The sequence below is a fragment of the Candidatus Methylacidiphilales bacterium genome (genome assembly GCA_028713655.1).
In the GTDB taxonomy this organism is placed as follows: Bacteria; Verrucomicrobiota; Verrucomicrobiia; order Methylacidiphilales; family JAAUTS01; genus JAQTNW01.
Genome location: JAQTNW010000002.1, coordinates 78,854 through 98,420, shown reverse-complemented (window position 1 = coordinate 98,420; position 19,567 = coordinate 78,854). Strand labels below are relative to the sequence as shown.

Annotated in this window: 13 protein-coding genes and 1 pseudogene; 3 read left to right on the top strand and 11 right to left on the bottom strand. The window is 55.4% G+C overall.

What is annotated here, in order from left to right; translation table 11 throughout:
* Positions 1-145: 145 nt before the first annotated feature.
* From PHD76_01180 to PHD76_01165, 4 genes are all read right to left on the bottom strand, one after another.
* Positions 146-1,156 carry a peptidylprolyl isomerase gene (locus tag PHD76_01180; protein MDD5260438.1) on the bottom strand — a complete coding sequence of 337 codons (1,011 nt, stop codon included), beginning with the start codon at positions 1,154-1,156 and terminating at the stop codon, positions 146-148.
* Positions 1,132-4,251: a transcription-repair coupling factor gene (gene mfd / locus PHD76_01175; protein ID MDD5260437.1), complete on the bottom strand. Its 3,120-nt coding sequence runs from the start codon at positions 4,249-4,251 to the stop codon at positions 1,132-1,134. Before mfd ends, PHD76_01180 begins: the two co-directional genes overlap by 25 nt.
* Positions 4,252-4,526: 275 nt before the next feature.
* Positions 4,527-6,086, bottom strand: coding sequence for a response regulator (locus PHD76_01170; GenBank protein MDD5260436.1), 1,560 nt, complete (start codon positions 6,084-6,086; stop codon positions 4,527-4,529).
* Between the two features lie 256 nt (positions 6,087-6,342).
* On the bottom strand, positions 6,343-7,122 hold the full coding sequence (locus tag PHD76_01165; GenBank protein ID MDD5260435.1) for a hypothetical protein: 780 nt from the start codon (positions 7,120-7,122) through the stop codon (positions 6,343-6,345).
* 295 nt (positions 7,123-7,417) lie between these two features.
* Here PHD76_01165 and infA point away from each other — a divergent pair.
* Positions 7,418-7,633 (top strand): annotated as a pseudogene (gene infA, locus PHD76_01160) (translation initiation factor IF-1).
* Between the two features lie 287 nt (positions 7,634-7,920).
* On the opposite strand, the gene PHD76_01155 reads toward infA, so the two are convergent.
* The 6 genes from PHD76_01155 to PHD76_01130 all read right to left on the bottom strand — a co-directional run bounded on the left by PHD76_01155 (position 7,921) and on the right by PHD76_01130 (position 15,946).
* A complete protein-coding gene (locus tag PHD76_01155; protein MDD5260434.1) occupies positions 7,921-8,910 on the bottom strand; it encodes a malate dehydrogenase in 990 nt (329 codons plus the stop codon).
* Between the two features lie 92 nt (positions 8,911-9,002).
* Complete coding sequence (locus PHD76_01150) at positions 9,003-9,395, bottom strand: septum formation initiator family protein (GenBank protein ID MDD5260433.1); 393 nt, start codon at positions 9,393-9,395, stop codon at positions 9,003-9,005.
* Positions 9,379-10,659, bottom strand: a complete 1,281-nt coding sequence (gene eno / locus PHD76_01145; GenBank protein ID MDD5260432.1) for a phosphopyruvate hydratase — start codon at positions 10,657-10,659, stop codon at positions 9,379-9,381. Before eno ends, PHD76_01150 begins: the two co-directional genes overlap by 17 nt.
* Before the next feature lie 55 nt (positions 10,660-10,714).
* Positions 10,715-12,541, bottom strand: coding sequence for a GreA/GreB family elongation factor (locus PHD76_01140; GenBank protein ID MDD5260431.1), 1,827 nt, complete (start codon positions 12,539-12,541; stop codon positions 10,715-10,717).
* 479 nt (positions 12,542-13,020) lie between these two features.
* Entirely contained in the window at positions 13,021-14,337 is a 1,317-nt protein-coding gene (locus PHD76_01135; GenBank protein MDD5260430.1) for a DUF1501 domain-containing protein, read from the bottom strand.
* Positions 14,338-14,356: 19 nt separating this feature from the next.
* On the bottom strand, positions 14,357-15,946 hold the full coding sequence (locus PHD76_01130) for a DUF1800 family protein (GenBank protein MDD5260429.1): 1,590 nt from the start codon (positions 15,944-15,946) through the stop codon (positions 14,357-14,359).
* Positions 15,947-16,240: 294 nt separating this feature from the next.
* Between PHD76_01130 and PHD76_01125 the strand changes: the two genes are divergently transcribed.
* Both PHD76_01125 and PHD76_01120 read left to right on the top strand, forming a co-directional pair.
* A complete protein-coding gene (locus PHD76_01125) occupies positions 16,241-17,110 on the top strand; it encodes an FHA domain-containing protein (GenBank protein MDD5260428.1) in 870 nt (289 codons plus the stop codon).
* 45 nt (positions 17,111-17,155) lie between these two features.
* On the top strand, positions 17,156-18,100 hold the full coding sequence (locus PHD76_01120; GenBank protein ID MDD5260427.1) for a class I mannose-6-phosphate isomerase: 945 nt from the start codon (positions 17,156-17,158) through the stop codon (positions 18,098-18,100).
* A 170-nt stretch (positions 18,101-18,270) separates the two neighbouring features.
* Here PHD76_01120 and PHD76_01115 read toward each other — a convergent pair whose 3' ends face one another.
* The gene (locus tag PHD76_01115) at positions 18,271-19,494 is read right to left on the bottom strand and encodes a SpoIIE family protein phosphatase (GenBank protein MDD5260426.1); all 1,224 of its coding nucleotides are present in this window, start codon (positions 19,492-19,494) and stop codon (positions 18,271-18,273) included.
* Between the last annotated feature and the right edge of the window lie 73 nt (positions 19,495-19,567).

Below are 19,567 nucleotides of genomic sequence, written 5' to 3'. Positions count from 1 at the left end.
TTAACTTCCGGCTTTCCTCTGCGCCTTTGCGTCCCTGCGCGAGAACCTGTGCTGGTTTTCATCCGCATTTATCCGTGTCCACCTGCTCGCGACGAATGTCGGAGTCCGCGGTTCCGGCCTTGCGAGTTCTGCATTCTTCTTTTTCCTAGAAAAACATTTTGATAAAGGCCTTGGAGCGCAGGCTGTCGAGCCATTCCTGCTGGAGACGCTCGCGTTCCTGCTGCAGCAGCGTGCTTTCAATGCGGTCCCGCACCTCGGACATCGGCATGACCGTTGCCTTCTTCACCTCTTCCACCAGCAAAATGTGGTAGCCGTCATCCGTCTCGATCACGCCACTGTTCTGGCCCGGATGAAGTTTGAACGCCACCTTGACCAGCTCTGACCGGAGGCTGGATTCGGAAACCCAGCCCAAATCGCCCCCTTCGTTTTTCTGGCCGCCTTCGGAATATCCGCGGGCGAGGCTGGCGAAATCGGAACCGGTCCTGATTTTGCCGAGAATTTCATCAATAATCATCCGTTGCGGATCCACCTCGATTTCCTGGCCACTTTTGTCAATCCTCTTGTCCTTGAACAGGCCCTTTTTCAGGAAGATGTCCCGGAGCTTGATTTCGTCGGGGCGGACAAACAGGCGCGCGTTGTCCTGATAGTATTGTTCGATTTGATAAGGCGAAACGATCACGGCGGATGCAATATTGCGCTGCTGCATGCCTCGAACGATGGTTTGGTTGCGGAGATTCTCCTTGAAGTTGGCAATCGAAACGCCCTGGGCCTGCAGGGTACGGATCAACGTGGCGCGGTCGCCCCCAAACTGGTCTTCCACGATTTTTTTCATCCGATCTTCAATCACATTGTCCGGGATGAAATAACCGCCCGTGGTGAATTCCTGGATGATTAATTCTCGCTCAATCAGCGCCTTGAGCGCGCTCAGGCGGGCTTCCTTGACCTTTTCAACCAGTTCCATGCCGCTGTACAACTGGCGGTACTGCGCCTCGGTCGGATCCACTTCCTTGCGGACCTGGGAGAAGGTGATGACTTTGTCGTTCACCACCGCGGCCACGCCGTCCACCACCTGGGCCTGAAGGCTCCCGCAGGCAAGGGCCGCCAGGACAGCTGCGATGGCAGCCAGCCCAATCAGTTTTTTAACGATAAAATCCATTTTTCGATTTCCTGCAATCTCGCCTTGATCTCTGTTTTAGACAATCTTGGAAATTTCCCGCCGACCATCACATAGTCCCCGTTCCGAAAAATCATCAGTTTGTCTTCCTTTGTTTCAACACTGGCGATCTTTGCAAGTGCAGCCTGAATCCTAGCACGATTGTAAAACAAGAGCAACTCCACGGATTCAGGCCAGCGGCCAAAGCGGTCCTTCCACCGCACCCTTAGACTCTCCCATTCTTCCAGTCTCTGCAATTCCGAAAGTTCCCGGTAGGCGGCGATCCGCCAGCGCACTTCAGGCATGTAGGAGTGCGGAATAAAGGCGTCTGCGGTTTCCTCGCTCCCACCCACCCTTAGAAAGTCCAGATGCAGGCGCGTTTCGGGCAGGGATTCCGGGGCCTTGCCCTTCAACGAAGCCACCGCCTTTTTCAAAAGCCGGCAGTACAGTTCAAAGCCGACCGCCACAATATGCCCGCTTTGGGCGGTTCCTAACAAATTTCCGGCGCCCCGGATCTCCAGGTCGCGCATCGCTATCTTGAACCCCGCCCCCAGTTGTGAATACTGCCGGATCGCCTCCACCCGCTTGCCCGCGTCGCCTCCCTGCAGGTCCCGCGGCAGGAGCAAAATGGCATGTGCCCGGTTCTGGCCGCGCCCGACCCTCCCGCGCAATTGGTACAAGTCCGCAAGGCCGAAGCGGTCCGCCCGGTCGATAATGATCGTGTTGGCATTCGGAATATCAATGCCGCTTTCGATGATCGTTGTGGAAACCAGGACGTCCGTCTTCGCATTGACAAAGCGGTGCATCACGTCCTCCAGCTCATCCTCCGCCATCTGTCCGTGCCCGATGTCAATCCGCGCATCCGGCACCAAAAAAGCCAGCCGCCGGGCCACCACATCGATCGTCTGCACACGGTTGTGCAGATAATAAACCTGCCCGCCGCGCCGGACTTCCCGTTCTATGGCCGCGCGGATCATCCGCTCATCATAAGCGCAGATCGTTGTCTCCACCGGAAGGCGGTTTCGGGGCGCCGTTTCAATGGTGCTCATGTCCCGGGCCCCCATGAGAGAAAGATACAACGTGCGTGGAATCGGCGTAGCCGACAGGGTCAGCACATCCACCAGGCGAAAATTCCGCTTAAACTGCTCCTTTTGCCTGACACCGAACCGCTGTTCTTCATCGATGATGACAAGCCCGAGGTTTTTGAATTTCACATCGCGCGAAATCAACCGGTGGGTCCCCACCACAATATCCACCCCGCCCGAAGCCAGTTGTTCCACCACCCGGCGCTGCTGTGCGGGGGATTGGAAGCGGCTCAGGAGTCCGATGTTCACCGGGTAATCCGCCAGGCGCTCCCCCAGGGTTTCGTAATGTTGCTGCGCCAGCACTGTGGTAGGAACCAGAAAAGCCACCTGCCTGCCCGCCGTCGCCGCCTTGAATGCGGCCCGGATGGCGACTTCCGTTTTGCCAAAACCCACATCCCCGCAAATCAAGCGGTCCATCGGACGCCGACTTTCCATGTCCTGTTTCACCTCCGCAATCGACCGGATCTGGTCCGGCGTTTCCTCGTAAAGAAAGGCCGCTTCAAATTCATTCTGCCACGGCGTGTCCGCTGGGAAGGCCGTGCCAACCAGTGTTTCCCGCTCGGCCTGGATTTTCAACAGCTCGGCCGCATAGTCATACACCGCCCGCTCCGCCTGCCGTTTCGCCCGCTCCCAGCGGCTGCCTCCCAGGGTGTCCAGCGCAGGATTCCTTTTCCCGACACCGACATATTTCGAGACCAGATAGGCTTGCTCGAGCGGCACGTACAACTTGGCGCCTTCGGCAAACTGCAAAACCAGCACCTGCTGCATGGCGTCGCCCTGCGCCGAAGGCAATTCCTGCATCCCGCCATACAGCGCAATGCCATGCTCAACATGCACCACGTTGTCGCCATCCTGCAGATCCGAAAAATCGACCGCCGCCAGCCGCGACCGCACAGCCTGCGCCCGCGCGGTCCGCCGCAGGGAACGCAAGGTCTGGTAGCGCCCGAAAATCTCGGCATCGGTCAGCAAGGCCAGCCGTTCTGAAGGCCATGCAAAGCCCCTCAACAGCGGGCTTTGGCAAAAGTGGAAGCGGGCCTTCCCCTCCTCCAAACCGGGCAGGTTTTGTTCGCGCAGCCATTCGCGCAAACGCTGCTCCTCGCCCTCGTTGTTGCTGCTGATCCAAACCTCCCAATCCTCATCCAGCCAGTCACCCAACTGCCTCGACAAAAGCCTGCGCCGGTTTTCCTGCAAGACCGGGTCCTGGGAATTTTCGTGCAAAAAGCCATGCTCGATAAAATCCAGCGCTTCCACCGAGGACGCCTCGCGGGCGCCCAGATAAATCAGGACGGGCTGAAAATAAGAGGCAAGAGAAACCGAACTTTCCGGGTCCTGTTCCAGCACCGCAAGCGAAACCGAGGCGGATGTTAGTTGCCGGATGGATTGCTGGTCTGCGGGATCGAATTCCCGGATGGATTCGATTTCATCCCCGAACCATTCAATGCGCAGCGGCATTTGTCCGTTCCAGGAAAAAACATCCATGATTCCGCCGCGCCGCGAAAACTGGCCCCGCTGGCCGGCCATGCCTTCCTGCTGGTATCCGGCCCGGATCAAATCCTGGAGGAAATTTTCCATTGGCAAGGCAATGCCCCGCCGGATTGCAAGCAGGCTTTTTTTGAACAAGCCGGGTGGCGGAAGCTTTCTTTCCCAGGCGCTTTCCGTGGCGATCAGCAGCCGGTTGGAATTGTCCAGCAAGGCATGCAACGCGTCCTGGGTTTCAGCCTGCAAGTCCGGATCTTGCGCGGCACCGGGTCCAAGGCCCCCGGTTTCGGGAAAAACCAGGGCCTCGCATTTCCATGCTTCCAGGTCGTTTGAAATTTCCTCCTGCAACCGCACGGACGGCGCCAATACCGCCATGGCGAGTTCCGGATGTTGAAGCCGCCATGCCGCCAGCAAATAGGCCTGGGCGCTTGCCGGCAGGGAATGCAGGCAAATTTCCTTCTTGGCGTCCCAGGCGTGGAAAAATCGGGCCAAAGCCGGATGATGCAGCAATTGAGCCAATCCGGGTTCGGGCATAAATTGAGATTAGGGAAAGATCCGGAGCTCTGCCATCCGGAATATGAAAAGATTTTTCACACGACGGGAAACACATTTTTTACAGAAAGGACGCAAAGATAAAGGAAGCTTTAAACTTGCGTAGAACCACGGATGCACACGGATAAACGCGGATTTTTGGCGCGAGAAACGCAAAAGAACTCAAAGGTTTCAAGCATTCCGTTTCAAATTTTGCGTCTTTTGCGCATTCCCGCTCGCGACGGATGTCGGAGTTCGCGGCCAATCGAATTCCTGTTTTAAGCTCCGGTTTTATCCGCATCCAAAATATCCCGGACTTTTTTCAGGATCTGGTGCGGTTCAAACGGTTTTAAAATAAAATCCTTCACCCCGGCCATCAGCATCTGGGACTTGATGCGGGGCTCCAAAGATCCGCTGCATAGCGCCGCCTTCACATCCGGTTTTATTTTCTTTATGTCGAGAAACGCCCGCAAGCCGTCCTGCCTGGGCAAACCCATATCGGACAGGACCATGTCGATTTCCTGACTGTGCCGGGAAAAAGTTTCAACGGCTTCCACACCATCCTGTGCCGAAATCACTTTGTATCCCCGTGCCTGGAGCAATTGTTTTACCAAATCCAGCAGCAAGGGCTCATCCTCAACCAACAGGATTGTCTCGTTGCCACCGGGCATTGGCGGCTTCCCAGCTTCAGTGTCATCGGCCACCTGCGCTGTTTTCGCCGCCCATGGAAAATAAAGTTCAAACCGCGTGCCGCGGCCGGGCTGGCTGTCCACCTCAATGAACCCGTTATGGCTTTGAACAATGCCATACACAACCGCCAGGCCAAGGCCCGTTCCCTTGTCGATTCCCTTGGTTGTAAAAAAGGGGTCGAAAATACGCTTTTGCGTGTCCTTATCCATGCCGCTTCCATTGTCCTCGACTTCAATGAAGATATATTCCTCACGCTTGGCCTGAGGATAACGAGCCGCAAGCGACTTTCCTGAAATTTTTCCCGTTGTGATCGACAGCTTTCCTCCGTTCGGCATGGCGTCCCGCGCATTCACGCAGAGGTTCAGCAACGCCTGATGCAATTGGCCCTGGTCTGACACAAGCGAGGGAAGGCCGTGCGCCAGTTTTTTTTCAAAGGCAATGTTTCGGGGAAAGGTCCGGCGCAGCATTTTGAGCAGGTCCTCCACAAACGTGTTCACATCGACTTGCGATTGAACGGCCTCGGATTTTCTTGCAAAAGCCATCAATTGTTTGACAAGGCTGGCGCCGCGCTCGGTTGCGGTCTTGATAATGGCCGACACCTCAGCAAGCTCCGCCTCGCTGTGGCCTTTCTGGGCCAACAGTGTCGCGTGAAACTGGATGACGGTCAGGATATTGTTGAAATCGTGCGCGATTCCACCGGCCAGGGTGCCCAATCCCTCCATTTTCTGCGCCTGGATCAACTGCTGTTCGAGTTGCTTTTGCTTTTTCCTGATGATGACTTCGTCCAATGCACGGCTGATGGCCGGCACGAGGCGGGACAACCGGTGCTTGAGAACATAATCTGTCGCCCCATTTTTCAACGACTCAATCGCCACTTCTTCTTCGAGGGTGCCCGAAACAAAAATAAACGGCACATCGGGCGTGTACGTCCGGGCCGCTTGAAGGGCGGAAATACCGTCGAATGTCGGCGTGGTACGATCCGCCAAAATCAAATCGAATCCGCCTTTCTTCAGGGCAGCCAGGAAGTTGTCACGGTTCTCGACCCGTATGGATTCAAATTTCAGGCCTCCCGCCCGCAGTTTTGCGGTGATCAATTCCGCATCCATGAGGCTGTCTTCCAAATGCAAAATCTTGATTTGCGTTTTCATAGCTGAAGTTGCCACAATGTTGTTTCCTGAATGAAATCTTGCCACCGGCAGGGCGGTTCGTCACACAAACTCAGGGACATGGAATTCACACGGCGGATTCTGTCGAGAATGGGGCCGGGAAAGATAAAAGAGCACTCCTGAATGAATCCCCCGCAGAAACGAGCTTGCCTTGCAGTAGTCAGTTTAATCCGCCTATTAGCACAAGTCAAGCTGCGCCGAAGAATGTGAAGAAAAAACCATCCGCATCTCGCCCACTTTACCGAACAGCCACAACAGCCCTTGCATGATTCCGCGCCGCACGGCTGGCCACACAATCCAAAACCCGGACCCCCAGATCCATTCCAGCAAAAAATTCCGTCCATGCTTCCGCAGAATCGCCGCGGAGCCACACTGGCTGCAAGGCCATGTTGTCCATGCCGTAATACCGCCCCCGGGCATCCTTGAACACGACCATCACATGGGCTCCGTTCCGGGTGCGTGCGGTAAAATTATAACTCTCCCAACTGAATTTCACTTTGTACGCCTCAACGCCGGCCGCATCCATGCGGCGAAAAAGCTCGTCTGCAAACGGCTGGCATTGCTCCGGATAGTTCTTGCCGGGAATGTTCCAATCTTTCGCGATCCGCAGGGCATCATCGGGTCCGGCCGCTGCCAACACCAGCCCGCTGTTGGAAACTCCGTCGTGTTGTTTATGCAAAACCTTGTCCTGAACGTATGCGCCCGGCCTATCGCTCTGTTTTTTCCCCGTGGTTCTCACGGCCGGGACTTGCTGCTTTCCCGCTGTTTTAAGATCCGGAGTACCGGGGGTATTTTTACAAGGGCTGGGATTTACAGTACCCTGGGCCGTGCTGGAAGTGTGCGTATTCGTGTCACTTTTCTCCGGCATAAAAGGCGCAGGCTGTGACGAAACCGAACCTGGCGCGGGCGATGCAGCCACCCCTGCGCCTGCCTTGGAGTCATTACGACACGAAACCACAGCGGCAATCGTCAAAACGATTGCTCCGAAAGCCGCTCCGACGGCCACTCTGTGATTCATGTACCCTTTCATAACACAGCTCCGCATTACCTTTTGTAAGATATCAACGCTTCTCGCCCCCTATAAAATACCAGCAACTGCCCAGCCTTGCCCGTACTCAGTCCCTTTGCTAATGGCAGGATTAGTGACCTTGATTCAGCCCGTCAAGGAGCAAGATTCCCTTGGCCGCCTGCCCTCGCACTCAAAAATCACAAAGGCCGGATGCTTAGGCATTTCCAACTCCTTAAATTTTTCATTGGCCAACTCTTCACCTTTCGTTATGATGAAGGGCTAGGCTAACTAAAAATACGGAATTATTGTGGCAGGCGAAACCATCGAAGTTGAAGGAAAAATCAAAGCAGTCATGAAAGGCACCACCTTTCGTGTCGAGCTCGTTAATGGCCATGAAGTACTGGCCCATATCTCCGGCAAAATGCGGAAAAACTTCATCCGCCTCAATATCGGCGACAAAGTGAAGATGGAAATGAGCCCGTACGACCTTTCCAAAGGCCGCATTACCTATCGTTGCCGGGAAGGCCAGGACCCCAATAATCCCGCTCTCTCCGTCGCACTTCCCCACCAGCGCCGCAGGTGAAGCTCCCCAACCTTACGGTTGGAGTATCTTCACATACTGTGGCAAAAAATGTTCGCGCACCGGACGAATCCGGTCCTCTGTCGGACGTTTTTTTGCGGCAAACAAAACCCCCTTCTCTTCCCCCTTGTCAGGGGAATGGGAGCAGATTGTTCCATACCCACCCGGTCATTCGGCTTTCCTTTGCGCCTTGGCGTCTTTGCGTTAAATTCCGAGCTTTTTCTTTTTCAGGCGCCGATCATGGAGGCGACAAAGGAACGTTCTTCAACAAGTTCCTTGTTGGTTGCCGCCAGCTTGCCCTTGGGGAAATCACAGCAGAATTCGTAGTTGATGATGGCCTCATAACTGCCGGGGGTTGTCGTGCGGACGGGCATGCCGGCCCAGACATTGGGATCGAATCCATAGGCGCCGTTTGATTTGACAGCCACAGAATGGATTGCGCCAGGCGTGACGAGATCATGCACATGGTCCACGAGAGCATTGGCGGCCGATGCGGCCGAAGATGCGCCTCGGGCGGCAATGATCGCCGCGCCGCGCTTGCCGACGGTTTCGCAAAACGCTCCTTTGAGCCATTCCTTGTCTTCGATGACTTCAACAACAGGTTTGCCGTTGATGGTGGCGTGGTTGAAGGCGGGGAACATGGTCGGACTGTGGTTGCCGTAGATAAAGATGTCTTTCACGGCGGTCAGATCCACGCCGGCTTTTTTGGCGAGCTGGGTCTGTGCGCGGTTTTGGTCGAGGCGAACCATCGCGGTGAAACGTTCGGCAGGCAGGCGTTTGGCCTGGCTGGCGGCGATCATGCAGTTGGTGTTGGCAGGGTTTCCGACCACGGCAACGCGGGCGTCGTCAGCCGCGACTTCGTCGATGATTTTTCCTTGTTCGATGAAAATTTTTCCGTTGTCCTTGAGCAGGTCGGCGCGTTCCATGCCGGGCCCGCGGGGTTTGGCACCGATGAGCAGGCACCAATTGGCGTCCTTGAAGCCAACGCGCGCATCACCGGTTTGCACAATGCCTTTGAGCAGCGGGAACGCGCAATCTTCGAGTTCCATGGCGACGCCTTCGAGGGCCTTGAGGGCCTTTTCAATTGGGGCTTCAATCAATTGGAGGATGAGCGGTTGCTCGGGGCCGAACATGGCGCCTGAGGCAATGCGGAAGAGGAGGGAGTAACCGATCTGTCCGGCAGCGCCGGTAACAGCAACACGAATGGGCTTTTTCATAATGATGCAATTTAGGGATTAGTTTTGTTCATGACAACACGAAGTGAAAAATTTCTTGCGTCATAAGCAGGCCTGAATCAAAAGCGGGACATTCAGGGTTTTGCCGATGGGTCCTGCGGGTGGCTGCTATTGGGTTCATAAGGCGGGAATTTGAAAATGACCTCGCCCTCACGCCCGTAATTCAAGATATCGCGCGCCATGCGTTCGATATAATAGGGATCGTCCTTCAACGCCCACAATTCCTCCTGAATCTTGATGCTGAGCTGTTGCTGTTCCTCAATCTGCTTTTGCAGGTTGATCTTGCGGTCTTGTTCGTTTTGGCTGCGCCGGATGACAGGCTCAAAGATGGCAAAAGTCAGCACGCCCAGGCCAACAATGAGAAGGAAATAAACCCAAGGCAGCAGTTTCTGCCACAGGTGCGCCTGTTGGGCTCGCGCAGTGGTTTTAACACTGCGCGGATCGAAAAACTTAGATCTGACCGCCATAGACGGCGTTATCACCCAGCTCTTCCTCGATCTTGATCAAGCGGTTATACTTGGCAAGACGATCGGAGCGGGAGAACGAGCCGGTTTTAATTTGGCCCGCATTGGTCGCCACGGCAATATCGGAAATGGTCGTGTCCTCGGTTTCGCCGCTGCGATGGCTGATGACTGCGGTATATTTCGCGCACTTGGCCATTTCAATCGCGTCAAAGGTTTCGGTGAGCGAACCAATCTGGTTGACTTTGACCAGGATCGAGTTGGCCACGCCCAGATCGATGCCCTTCTTGAGGAAGGAAACATTGGTGACGAACAGATCGTCGCCCACAAGTTGGGTATTGGCGCCCAAACCGACGGTCAGTTTCTTCCAACCGTCCCAATCTTCCTCGGCGGTGCCGTCTTCGATTGAGATGATCGGGTATTTTTTCTGGAGATCTTTGTAGAATGCAACAAGTTCCTCGGCGGTACGCTGGCTCTTGTCGGATTTTTTGAAGACATATTTTTTTGTCGAGGCGTTGTAGAATTCGCTGCTGGCCACGTCCAGGGCTATAAAGATGTCCTTGCCCAGGACATATCCCGCTTTTTTCACCGCGAGTGCGATGACTTCCAGGGCATCCTCGGTCGAGCTTAGCTTGGGCGCGAAGCCGCCTTCGTCGCCGACGGCGGTGCCGAGGTGGCGGTCATGCAGAATCCCTTTGAGGGCATGAAAGACCTCCACGCCATAGCGGATGGCTTCGCGGAAATTCGGGGCGCCTTTGGGGACGATCATGAATTCCTGGAAATCGATGGGGGCGTCGGAGTGCGCGCCGCCGTTCATGATGTTGGCCATGGGAACGGGAAGGACTTTCGCATTGGGCCCGCCGAGGTATTTGTAGAGCGGTTGTCCGAGGGCGGCGGCGGCGGCTTTGGCATTGGCCAGGGAAACTCCGAGAATTGCGTTGGCGCCCAATTTCTTTTTGGTCGGGGTGCCGTCGAGCGCGATCATGGCTTTGTCGATGCCGATCTGGTCAAGGGCGTCGTGGCCGATGAGAGCGGGGCCGATTTTTTTATCCACATTCGCAACGGCTTTCAACACGCCTTTGCCGAGGTAGCGGGACTTGTCGCCATCGCGTAATTCGACGGCTTCGTTGACGCCGGTGCTGGCGCCGGAAGGGACCATGGCGCTGCCGATGGCGCCGCCTGCCAGATGCACTTCCGCTTCCAGTGTGGGGTTGCCGCGGGAGTCCAGTATTTCTCTTGCCTTGATTGCAACAATTTTAGTCGAGCTCATCTTTACTGCTTAATTAATCTATGTTAGTGGGTTGGTGTTGGGGTTAAGGTAATACTCAGGGATTATAGGCGCGGATCGCTTCAATGCGCACCTTGCGGGTCTCTCCATTGTCGAACGTCACGTCGGCCGTATCACCGACGGCTTTTTTATGGAGCCCCTGCGCGACAGGCGTCAGATAGGAAATGATCCCCTTTTCAGGTTCGCTGTCCCAGGCGCCGAGAATGGTGTAGCAAAGTTTTTCGCCGGCATTCAGGTCCACCAGATCCACGATGGTGCCGATGTTGACGGCGGAGGTGTCCGCGCCTTTGAAGTCGGTGCCCTGGGCGCGCAGCAGCATGGATTCCAACTCGGCCCGCCTGCGCATGAGCACGCTTTGCATTTCCTTGGCCGCCTTGAATTCGCTGTTCTCCCGCAAATCGCCGTAGGAGCGGGCGACCGCGATGTCCCGGCTGTTTTCCGGGATTTTTTTCGTGATGATTTCCTCGAGCTCGGTTTTGCGTTTGGCGAGGCTGTCCCAGGAAACAACAAACGAAATGTTTTCGGACTTGTTTTCCCCGCCGATGATCATGACCTGGATGAACGGGTACAGTTTGACGAGCGTGGCCAGGACGGAGCGCTTGTCGAGCTCGTCAAAAATCGGGCTGAGCATGATGGCGCGAGTCACATCCCGCACCTCGTCTTCGCGCGCGCCTTCGAGCAGGTCGCGGATCAAATCCTTGTTGCTGATCAAGAGGTCCTGGAGACGTCCGGACTTCCGGCTGCCCTCAAGCGTGTCAAGTTCAAGAACGGAAAGAATCGCGTAAAACAACTGGACGTTGATGAGCGGTTGGAATTCTTTCCGGCGGTTTTTGCAAATCCAGATCAGGAAGTCGTAATGCAGTTTGCGTTCGCGCACGAGGCGTTCGACCGCGCCGAGCACCTCCTCCAGGCGCCCGTTTTTCTTGTAGGATTCAATGACGACTTCCGCGATGCGTCCGTTGGCATAGGGAAGGATGTCGGTCGCAAATTTGTGCCAGCGTTCGCCCAAAATGACCGAGACGCGGAGCACATAGCGGGATTGTTTCGAGGCGCTGAGGGATTCCGCAAGATTGACAAACGGGCGGGGGTCGCGGGGGATGAATTTGCTGACGGAAGCGGCGTCAAACTTTCCTTTCAGGGTGGTTTCCTCGATGAGTTCGTCGCGGGCCAGGGCCAGTTCGACGGCGGCCACCTGCTGGGAGGAGGGAGTCTTGGCAATCGTCGCATCGATGTCGGCCACGATTTGTTCCACGGTGGGCGCATCCAGATCCCGCGAGTGTTTGAGCAATTCCTCCAAGGCTAACAATTTGGCTTTGGGTCCTATGGCCTGGGCAATGCTGGCCAGGGCGTCCTGTTTGTGATCCGGCGGCGCATCATGCAGCAGGATGGGCTCGGAACGTTTGCCCGGGACGCTGAAGTGCGGATTTTTTTTCATCACGCGCTTGGCGCCTTCCCACCATTTTTTCCAATCGGCCACGGGGATGACGGAGGGGCAGAGGGTTTCTTCGATCCGGGGCGCTGTCGCAAAATTCTGCAGGCTGCGCACCACGATTTTCATGAGAGCCAGGGGATCTTTTGCCGCCAGTTCGCGTGCGCCTGCGGGATCATTCAATTTGACGGCTTCAATATGGTCGTCCGGCAAGGGGATGAGGGAATCTGCGGCGTATTTAAATTCCATCTGATGGCCGGCCTTGGTCTGAAAATCAATGACGATCCGGTTGAGTACCTTGTCCCATTCGCGGATTTTACCGGTGCCCCAACTTCGGTGCTGGCAACAGGTGCCCGGAGTGAGTTTTTCGAGTTTAGGAACCAAGTCAGCCGGGAGTTGCTCGGAGTCCACCATCTGTTGCAGGTCGCTATCCATCGATTTTATGGATTAGGGCAGACGGATCAAGAATGCAACGGGAATTATCAAAATCTTATGTAATTACCTTGAGGGCCGAAGGGATTAAGGGGGAACTTGTTCGAAAAACATGGCGTGAACAATCCCAACGGGATTGCGGCCTCCAGCGCAAGGTTGTCCCGCGCAGCCGGGCTACCTTGGGTATGCCGTTCGGAAATGAATACAACCTCAACGAGGTTGTGGCTGACTTTCCGCCCTTGGGAATACATTGGCCCGATCCCGATAATAAAGATCGGGTGCGCCGGGCGCCAAATCTGACGCATGAACCGTGACGGCCAAGAACATGCCGAGCAACAGGTAGGGTTTCATATTGAAGCGCTCCGCTTTCTGCCCCTCTTGATAGAGGGGATTGGATGCAGATTATCTATTTGTTTTTAACCGGTTTAAAATGGTTTTTGTCTTCCTTCGTGGCTTGGTGTCTTCGTGGTTAATTTCCCCCTTTAAACAAAATCCAGGCTGTCAAACTTGCGTTTGAGGATCGCCGCGGAATCCGCTTTCAGCCAGCGGTCCAATACCGTGGCATAGACGGAACGGAAATCCAGGTTGTGCCGGATGTCGCCATGGTCGAGGTCCGTAAGGCTCGGGTATTGGCCGTAGGCGCCGGCCTTGACTTTTCCGCCCAGGACAAACATGGGGCCAGCCACGCCGTGGTCGGTGCCGCCTGAGGCGTTTTCCTGCACGCGGCGTCCAAACTCGCTGAAGGTCATGAGCAGAACACGGTCGAAATTGCCCTGAGCCTTGAGATCGGAAGCAAAGGCCGACAGGGCTCCGGAAAGGTCGGTCATGAGGCGGCTGTGCGTTGCCTGCTGGTTGGCATGGGTGTCGTAGCCTCCCTGGTTGACGTAATAAATGCGGGTTTTTAAGCCGCCGCCAATGAGACGAGCCACGAGCCTCAAATCATTCGACAACTGTCCGGGGGGATAGGTTACACCGGAATACGTTTTTTTCGCAATCGTCTGGATTTCGCGGGAGCTGAACTCGGCATCCATAGCAGTTCTTTGGAGATAATCGAGGTTGCTGATGGCGGTGTCGTGATTGGCGGTCATGCCGACATTCTGCACCGAGCCTCCGCTGACGTTGCTGTCGAAGTCGCCGGTCTGGGGCTTGTTCAAGGCTTCATAAAATTCCTGGACGACCTGTTTGTCACTGCCGCCCGATTCCATCAAACGGTAACGGTCGGGACTGGCCATGGCGATGCCCAGTGGTTTGGGGCCAAGAAAGGCCTGGGGTGGCATGGAGCCCAGATTGATGCCTACAGTGGGATCGGCGCCGGAACAGGCATTGTCGAAGTAACGGCCCAGCCAGCCGTAGGACTCGCTTTTGTCGGAATCGGAAGCGGTTTGCCAGATTTCCATCGAACGGAAATGCGAGCGGTTGGGATTGGGATAACCCACGCCATTGAGCAATGCCAGGCTGCCGGAGTCGTACAGCTCTTTTAGCCCGGTGAGATTGGGGTTCAGGCCGAACTCTGCGGCTGCGGTCAACTTGAGGATTTTGTCCGCGGGTATGCCCAGTTTGGCGCGGCTTTTATAATAGGCATCCTGAGCAAATGGAACCACCGTACTCAACCCGTCATTCCCGCCGCCCATTTGGAGCACGACAAGAATGGGACCATCCGCGCCCGAAAGACTTTGCGTGAGCGCGTCAGCCGCCTGCAAATCAAGGGTGAAAATGGTTTTGCTGAGGAAGGCGGGCAGGGTCCAGGTGGCCGCCAGTCCGATGCAACCAGATTTTAGAAATTCACGGCGTGTTTTCATAGGGGGTGAGGCCTCTGGGTTAGCCCAGTTGGAATTCGGGCCGGGTCATCATCAGATAGAGCAGGCCCTGTATTTTTTCGTTGGAAACCGGTTTTGCATCGCCCCCGAGATAGTCCTCGCATGCTTTTTCCAGTTGGGGATTAAGCGGGCTTTGGTACAGGCGTTGGGAAAGGGCGGCAATGAGCTTTTTGTTGTCGGACAAGGCGTCCGGCGGAACCAGGCTTTGAACCTGCACCATGGGCGGAATGTTGACTCTTGCAAGGCGCTGAAGAATTTCCTGTTTACGCTCCATTTTTTCGTCCATGGGCGGGGGTTGATTTTGTCCGGGCTGCGCAGGTTGCCCCGGTTGCGCGGGTTGCTGGCCGGGCGGGATTTCGATTTTGCCCTTTTCCTCGGCCTTGGCGAGATTGGGAGGCAGGATTCCCATGCTGGCCGGATTGCCGCCATAGATCATGAAACGCGCGATGTTGCAGCGCTGCAGGAGCGTGGCCGTGCTGATCCAATTGCGCCCGCCATCCCAGCCTTTCACGCTGGGCGGGGCGAAAAGGTCCTGGCCTAACAAGCGTATGGCATTGGGCGCAAGCCATGGAATACGGTCTAAATTCAGGCTCTTGCAGCAGCCGACAAGCCACTGCACCGGGCTCTTGATCTGGTTGCGAATCGATTTCTGCGAATAAAATTCCTCTGAAAGAAACAGCGTACGCAGCAGGGGCTTGATTTCGTATTTGGCGTCGCGGAACCGCCCGGCCAGGGCGCCCACCAGCTCCGGTTCGGGATTTTCATAAGCGAAAAAAGTCCAGAGCTTTTTCGCAAGGTAAGGCGCGCAATTCGGGTCCTGGAGAATCAAGTGAACAATGTCCTTGTCGTTGAAATCCCCGGTTTGTCCTTTGAAGGTTTTGGGTTCATTGCTGAATCGCTGGGGGCGGAACTCGCTTGCTTGTTTCTCGCGTTCAACGACCCACCCCGTAAACGCTTTGGCCGCGTTCTTGATGTCATCCTCCGTGTAATGGCCCTCGCCCAGCGTGAAAAGTTCCATGACTTCACGGGCATAGTTTTCATTGGGTGCCCGGAGGTTGCTGCTTCCACCGTCAAGCCAGATCAACATCGCGGGTTCGCGGCCGCCTTCCACGAGCAATTCCTCAAAATTGCCGTTGCCGAGTTGCCGGAAAAGATCGTTCTGTTTCCACATGAAATAGGCGTCCTTGACCTTTTCCACGCTGGTCGCGAAATGGCCATGCCAGAAAAGCGTCATCTTTTCCTGAAGCGGGCGCGTGGTTTCGAACATGCGGGTCAGCCACCAGAGCCGCAATTTCTCAACATGTTCGCGCTGGGAGCGACCGATCATTTGAACGGCTTTTTTCCGGTCCTCCTCGCTCATCATCCGCAATTCTTCGCGTTTTGATTCAAGGGTTGGGTCCGGCTTGGCCCAATCCGGGTTCGGGGTTGGATCGGGGACTTGCTGCCAGTCCACCAGGCGATCTACCGCATCTCCAAGTTTGAGTTTGGACCAGGAATCCAACTGCTCGGGATTGGAGCCGAATCCTGCCCGTCTAAGGAGATGCGCCGCGGTGTCGCGGTTCCATTGGGAATCCGGCAGGGGCGTGAGCATAAGTTATTAAACATAGTTCATAAGGGAAAGTTTCAAGCAATTTTAAAATCCGGCATGCTTAAACATGCATATGCCAAATGACTGAGCACATTTTCGCGCCAGCCCGGGACGCATAAATTACGGCCTCTAATATTCAGGAGTTGTGTTTCTTGCTTTTATTATTGTGCAAGCACCCCGGATTTGGATAGGGTGTCTGAAAGTCAGGTCGGTTATATGCCTGATGGCAAAGACATGAGCTCGGGGGGTTTAACACCGGAACCGGCGAGGGTAGCCGCCGAAGTTCCATCACTAATTATGGTCAAGCCCTCGCGTCCGACGCGAATCCAGGGTTTTGATGTGGCCTTGATCAATTATCTCCGCATGTCCTGGACCTATGGCAAGACCGGGCGGCTGGAAGTGGAAAACAAGAGCGCCAAAGCCAGGGCAAATTTGTATTTTATGGAAGGCACGCTTTGCCGGTTGGACATCCAATACGAGTCCGCCTCCCCGGAGCCTGAACCGATTGAAGAAACATTGCTCAATGTGCTGCGCTGGGTGAAGCCCGAACTTCAGTGGTATGACAATGAAGAGTGCGAAGATCCGGTATTGAGGATCGAGGCAGGGGAGATCCTGAGCCTGACGGAAGACAAGTCGCTCCAACGCCGTGCGGCGCGTTGGAGCCGGATTACGTGCCAGCTTTACAAAAAAAAGTTGGTACCGATTCTGCCGTTGGACCTTCTTCTTATCACGCCGGACGGGAAAACGGCGCACAATCGCATGGAAGCGAACGAAGTGGTGGTGGGCCGCGCACCGGATGCTGACATCATGGTGGAGAGCCAGTCACTCAGCCGTTACCATGCGCACATTTGCTGCGGGAAACAGGGTTTGTTTCTTTGGGACACGGGGTCCCGCAACGGGACCTTTCTCAACGGAACACGTCTGACTCCGTATGCGAATGTTCCATTTTCCATGCATGACAAGCTGATGCTTGCGGATGTGCGGCTGGAAGTGCGCCATGCGGCAAACATGACCGTGGCTGCTTACAAGTTGATAGCCGAGGAACACATGAACCGCCTGAACCGCACCGCCCAGAGGCTTCCCGCCGGGAAATTGTTTGGAAAATCGGGAGCGTCATTGGACATGACATCGGCGATGCCCAAAGTGATTGAAGGCGACGGCAAATAAAAAGAGGATTGGTTTTCGGACAGGCCCGCTGCTAATCATTTCCACATGTCTGTTTTTTCATTGCAGCCCGTGTATCAGGAGCGCATTTGGGGCGGCTCCAACCTGAAGGAACTTTTCGGCCGAGAACTGCCTACGGGCAAACCCATCGGCGAAGCCTGGGAGCTTTGCGACCGGCCGGAAGCCCAATGCCGCATGGCCGAATCCGGCCAGACGCTTCACGATCTATGGAGCAGCCCGCAACGCAAAACCGTGTTTGGGACCCAAAGTCCCGACCAGGAGCATTTCCCCATCCTCATCAAGCTGTTGGATGCCCAGGACAAGCTCTCGCTTCAAGTCCATCCCCCGGCCGCCCTGGCTCCGAAATTCAAGGGCGAACCCAAGACCGAAATGTGGTATTTTCTTGAAACCGCGCCTTCTGCCGAGATCTACGTTGGACTCAAAAAAGGCATCGACCGTGCCGCCTTTGAGCGCGCCTTGGCGGATAAAAGCGTGGCCGATTGTTTCCACCGTCTGAAAACATCCCCCGGCGAGACCATGTTCCTGCCGTCCGGCCGCGTGCATGCCATCGGCGCCGGAAACGTCATTCTCGAAATCCAGCAGAATTCCGACACCACCTTCCGCGTTTATGACTGGGACCGGGTCGATGCCAAGACGGGACAGGCGCGCGAGTTGCATGTCAGGGAATCGTTGGAATGCATCGACTTCCACGACTTTGAACCACAGTTCGCGCAGCCCCACGGCAACCGCATTGTCACCTGCCCCTATTTTTCGGTATTTCGGAATTTTTACGACCAAAAGGGCCAGACGGAGGATTTGGCAACGGACGGCTCGAGTTTTTATTATCTGTTCATTTCCGCCGGGAAATTCCGGATTGCTGGCAAGGAATATGGAAGAGGCTGCAGCTTGCTCGTAACTGCCGAGCCTGGTTCACTGGAAATGGAATCGTTGGAGGATTTTGGCGAGATGATCTCCGTCACCTGGCCGGAGTGAGGAAATTGCTCCTGCCTCGCAGCCAATCTGGGGTTGAGCAAAAAAAGCGCCGAAGGTGCGAGCCATACCAGCCTGGGCTGATATAAAACGGGCTTTCAGCCCTCATGAGGGCTGTGGCGATCCAACTCTTTATGCTCTCCGCGATCTCTTTGTAAAAAAATGCCTTTCATTTATTCCAGCGCATGATGGGTCTGATACTGGTATTCGATCCCGAGCATGCAGACATCATCTTCAAAGCCTTCCGGTCCGGAGGCTGCCTTGACCTCCGCCGCCACGGCGTCCAAAAAAGCCTCTCCCCGCAGTTGAGCGCAATTCCTTACGATGGAAACAAAGGCCTTATCTTCAAAACGCTCCCCGTTTTTGTCCTCGATATCACACAAGCCGTCCGTGAACAGGAACAGCAAATCGCCGACGCTGAATGTTTCGCGCTGGGTCATGTAAACCGCATCCTCCATCATCGCAAGTGGGAAGGTGGTTTCCTTCTGAGCTGCGCCGAGCCGTTTGACTTCGCCTTTTAGCCGGTTGATGCGCAAGGGCAGCGGATGTCCGGCATTGGCGAATCGCAGCGCGCCGTTCGCCGAGTCGATCACGGCATAAAAGGCGGTGACAAAAAGCGGAGTTTCCACCCGCTGGAATATGGCGCGCAGGCGGCGGTTCAATTGCCCCAGAAAAACGCCGGGGTTGCTGGACCACGGTTGAAGTTCCTCGACAAAAATCCGCTGCATGACGGTGACGAGGGCGGCGTGGACGCCATGTCCCATCACATCGCAAATGAGTACCCCCGCCTGGGTGTCTGAGATGGGAAGGATCGTAAAAAAATCACCCCCCACCTGCGTGGTCGGCAGGTAGCGATGTGAAAACGCCAGCGCGCTTTCCTGGGCGGAAACGCCTTTGGGGAAAACCGGGTATTCCTGGGGCAGCAATGCCATTTGGATTTCACGGGCAAAGGCGAGTTCCTCCTCCATCTGGTTTTGTTTGTCTGCAAGGGCTTGGGCATATTCGCGCAATTTTTCGGCCTGGTCGTACTGTTCGGTGACATCGCGTGAAATCCCGCAGGTCCCGGTGATGTTTCCCATTTCGTCGCGCAGGGGAATTTTTGTGGTGGAGACCCAGCGTTTCCGTCCGTCCGGCAAAAGTTCAAACTCGATTTTTGCCACCATCGCCTGGCCAGTGCTGATGACTTTTTGCTCGTCGTCGTAAGCCTGTTGGGCGTGCTCATGCAGAAAAAAATCGAAGTCCGTCTTTCCCATGATCTCTTCCTGGCTTGCAACCCCAAAATATTGCATCATGGCGCGGCTGACGGAAATAAAATGCCCTTTCGTGTCCTTGAAATAAATCATATCCGGGATGTTGTCCATCAAGGCTGCCAAAAGGTGTTGATCGATTGCGGGCATATCGGTTTGGATTGGATCAGGAGTCCGGCAGGGCGCATTGAAGCCTGCTGGGGCTCTTTCAGATGTTTCTCAT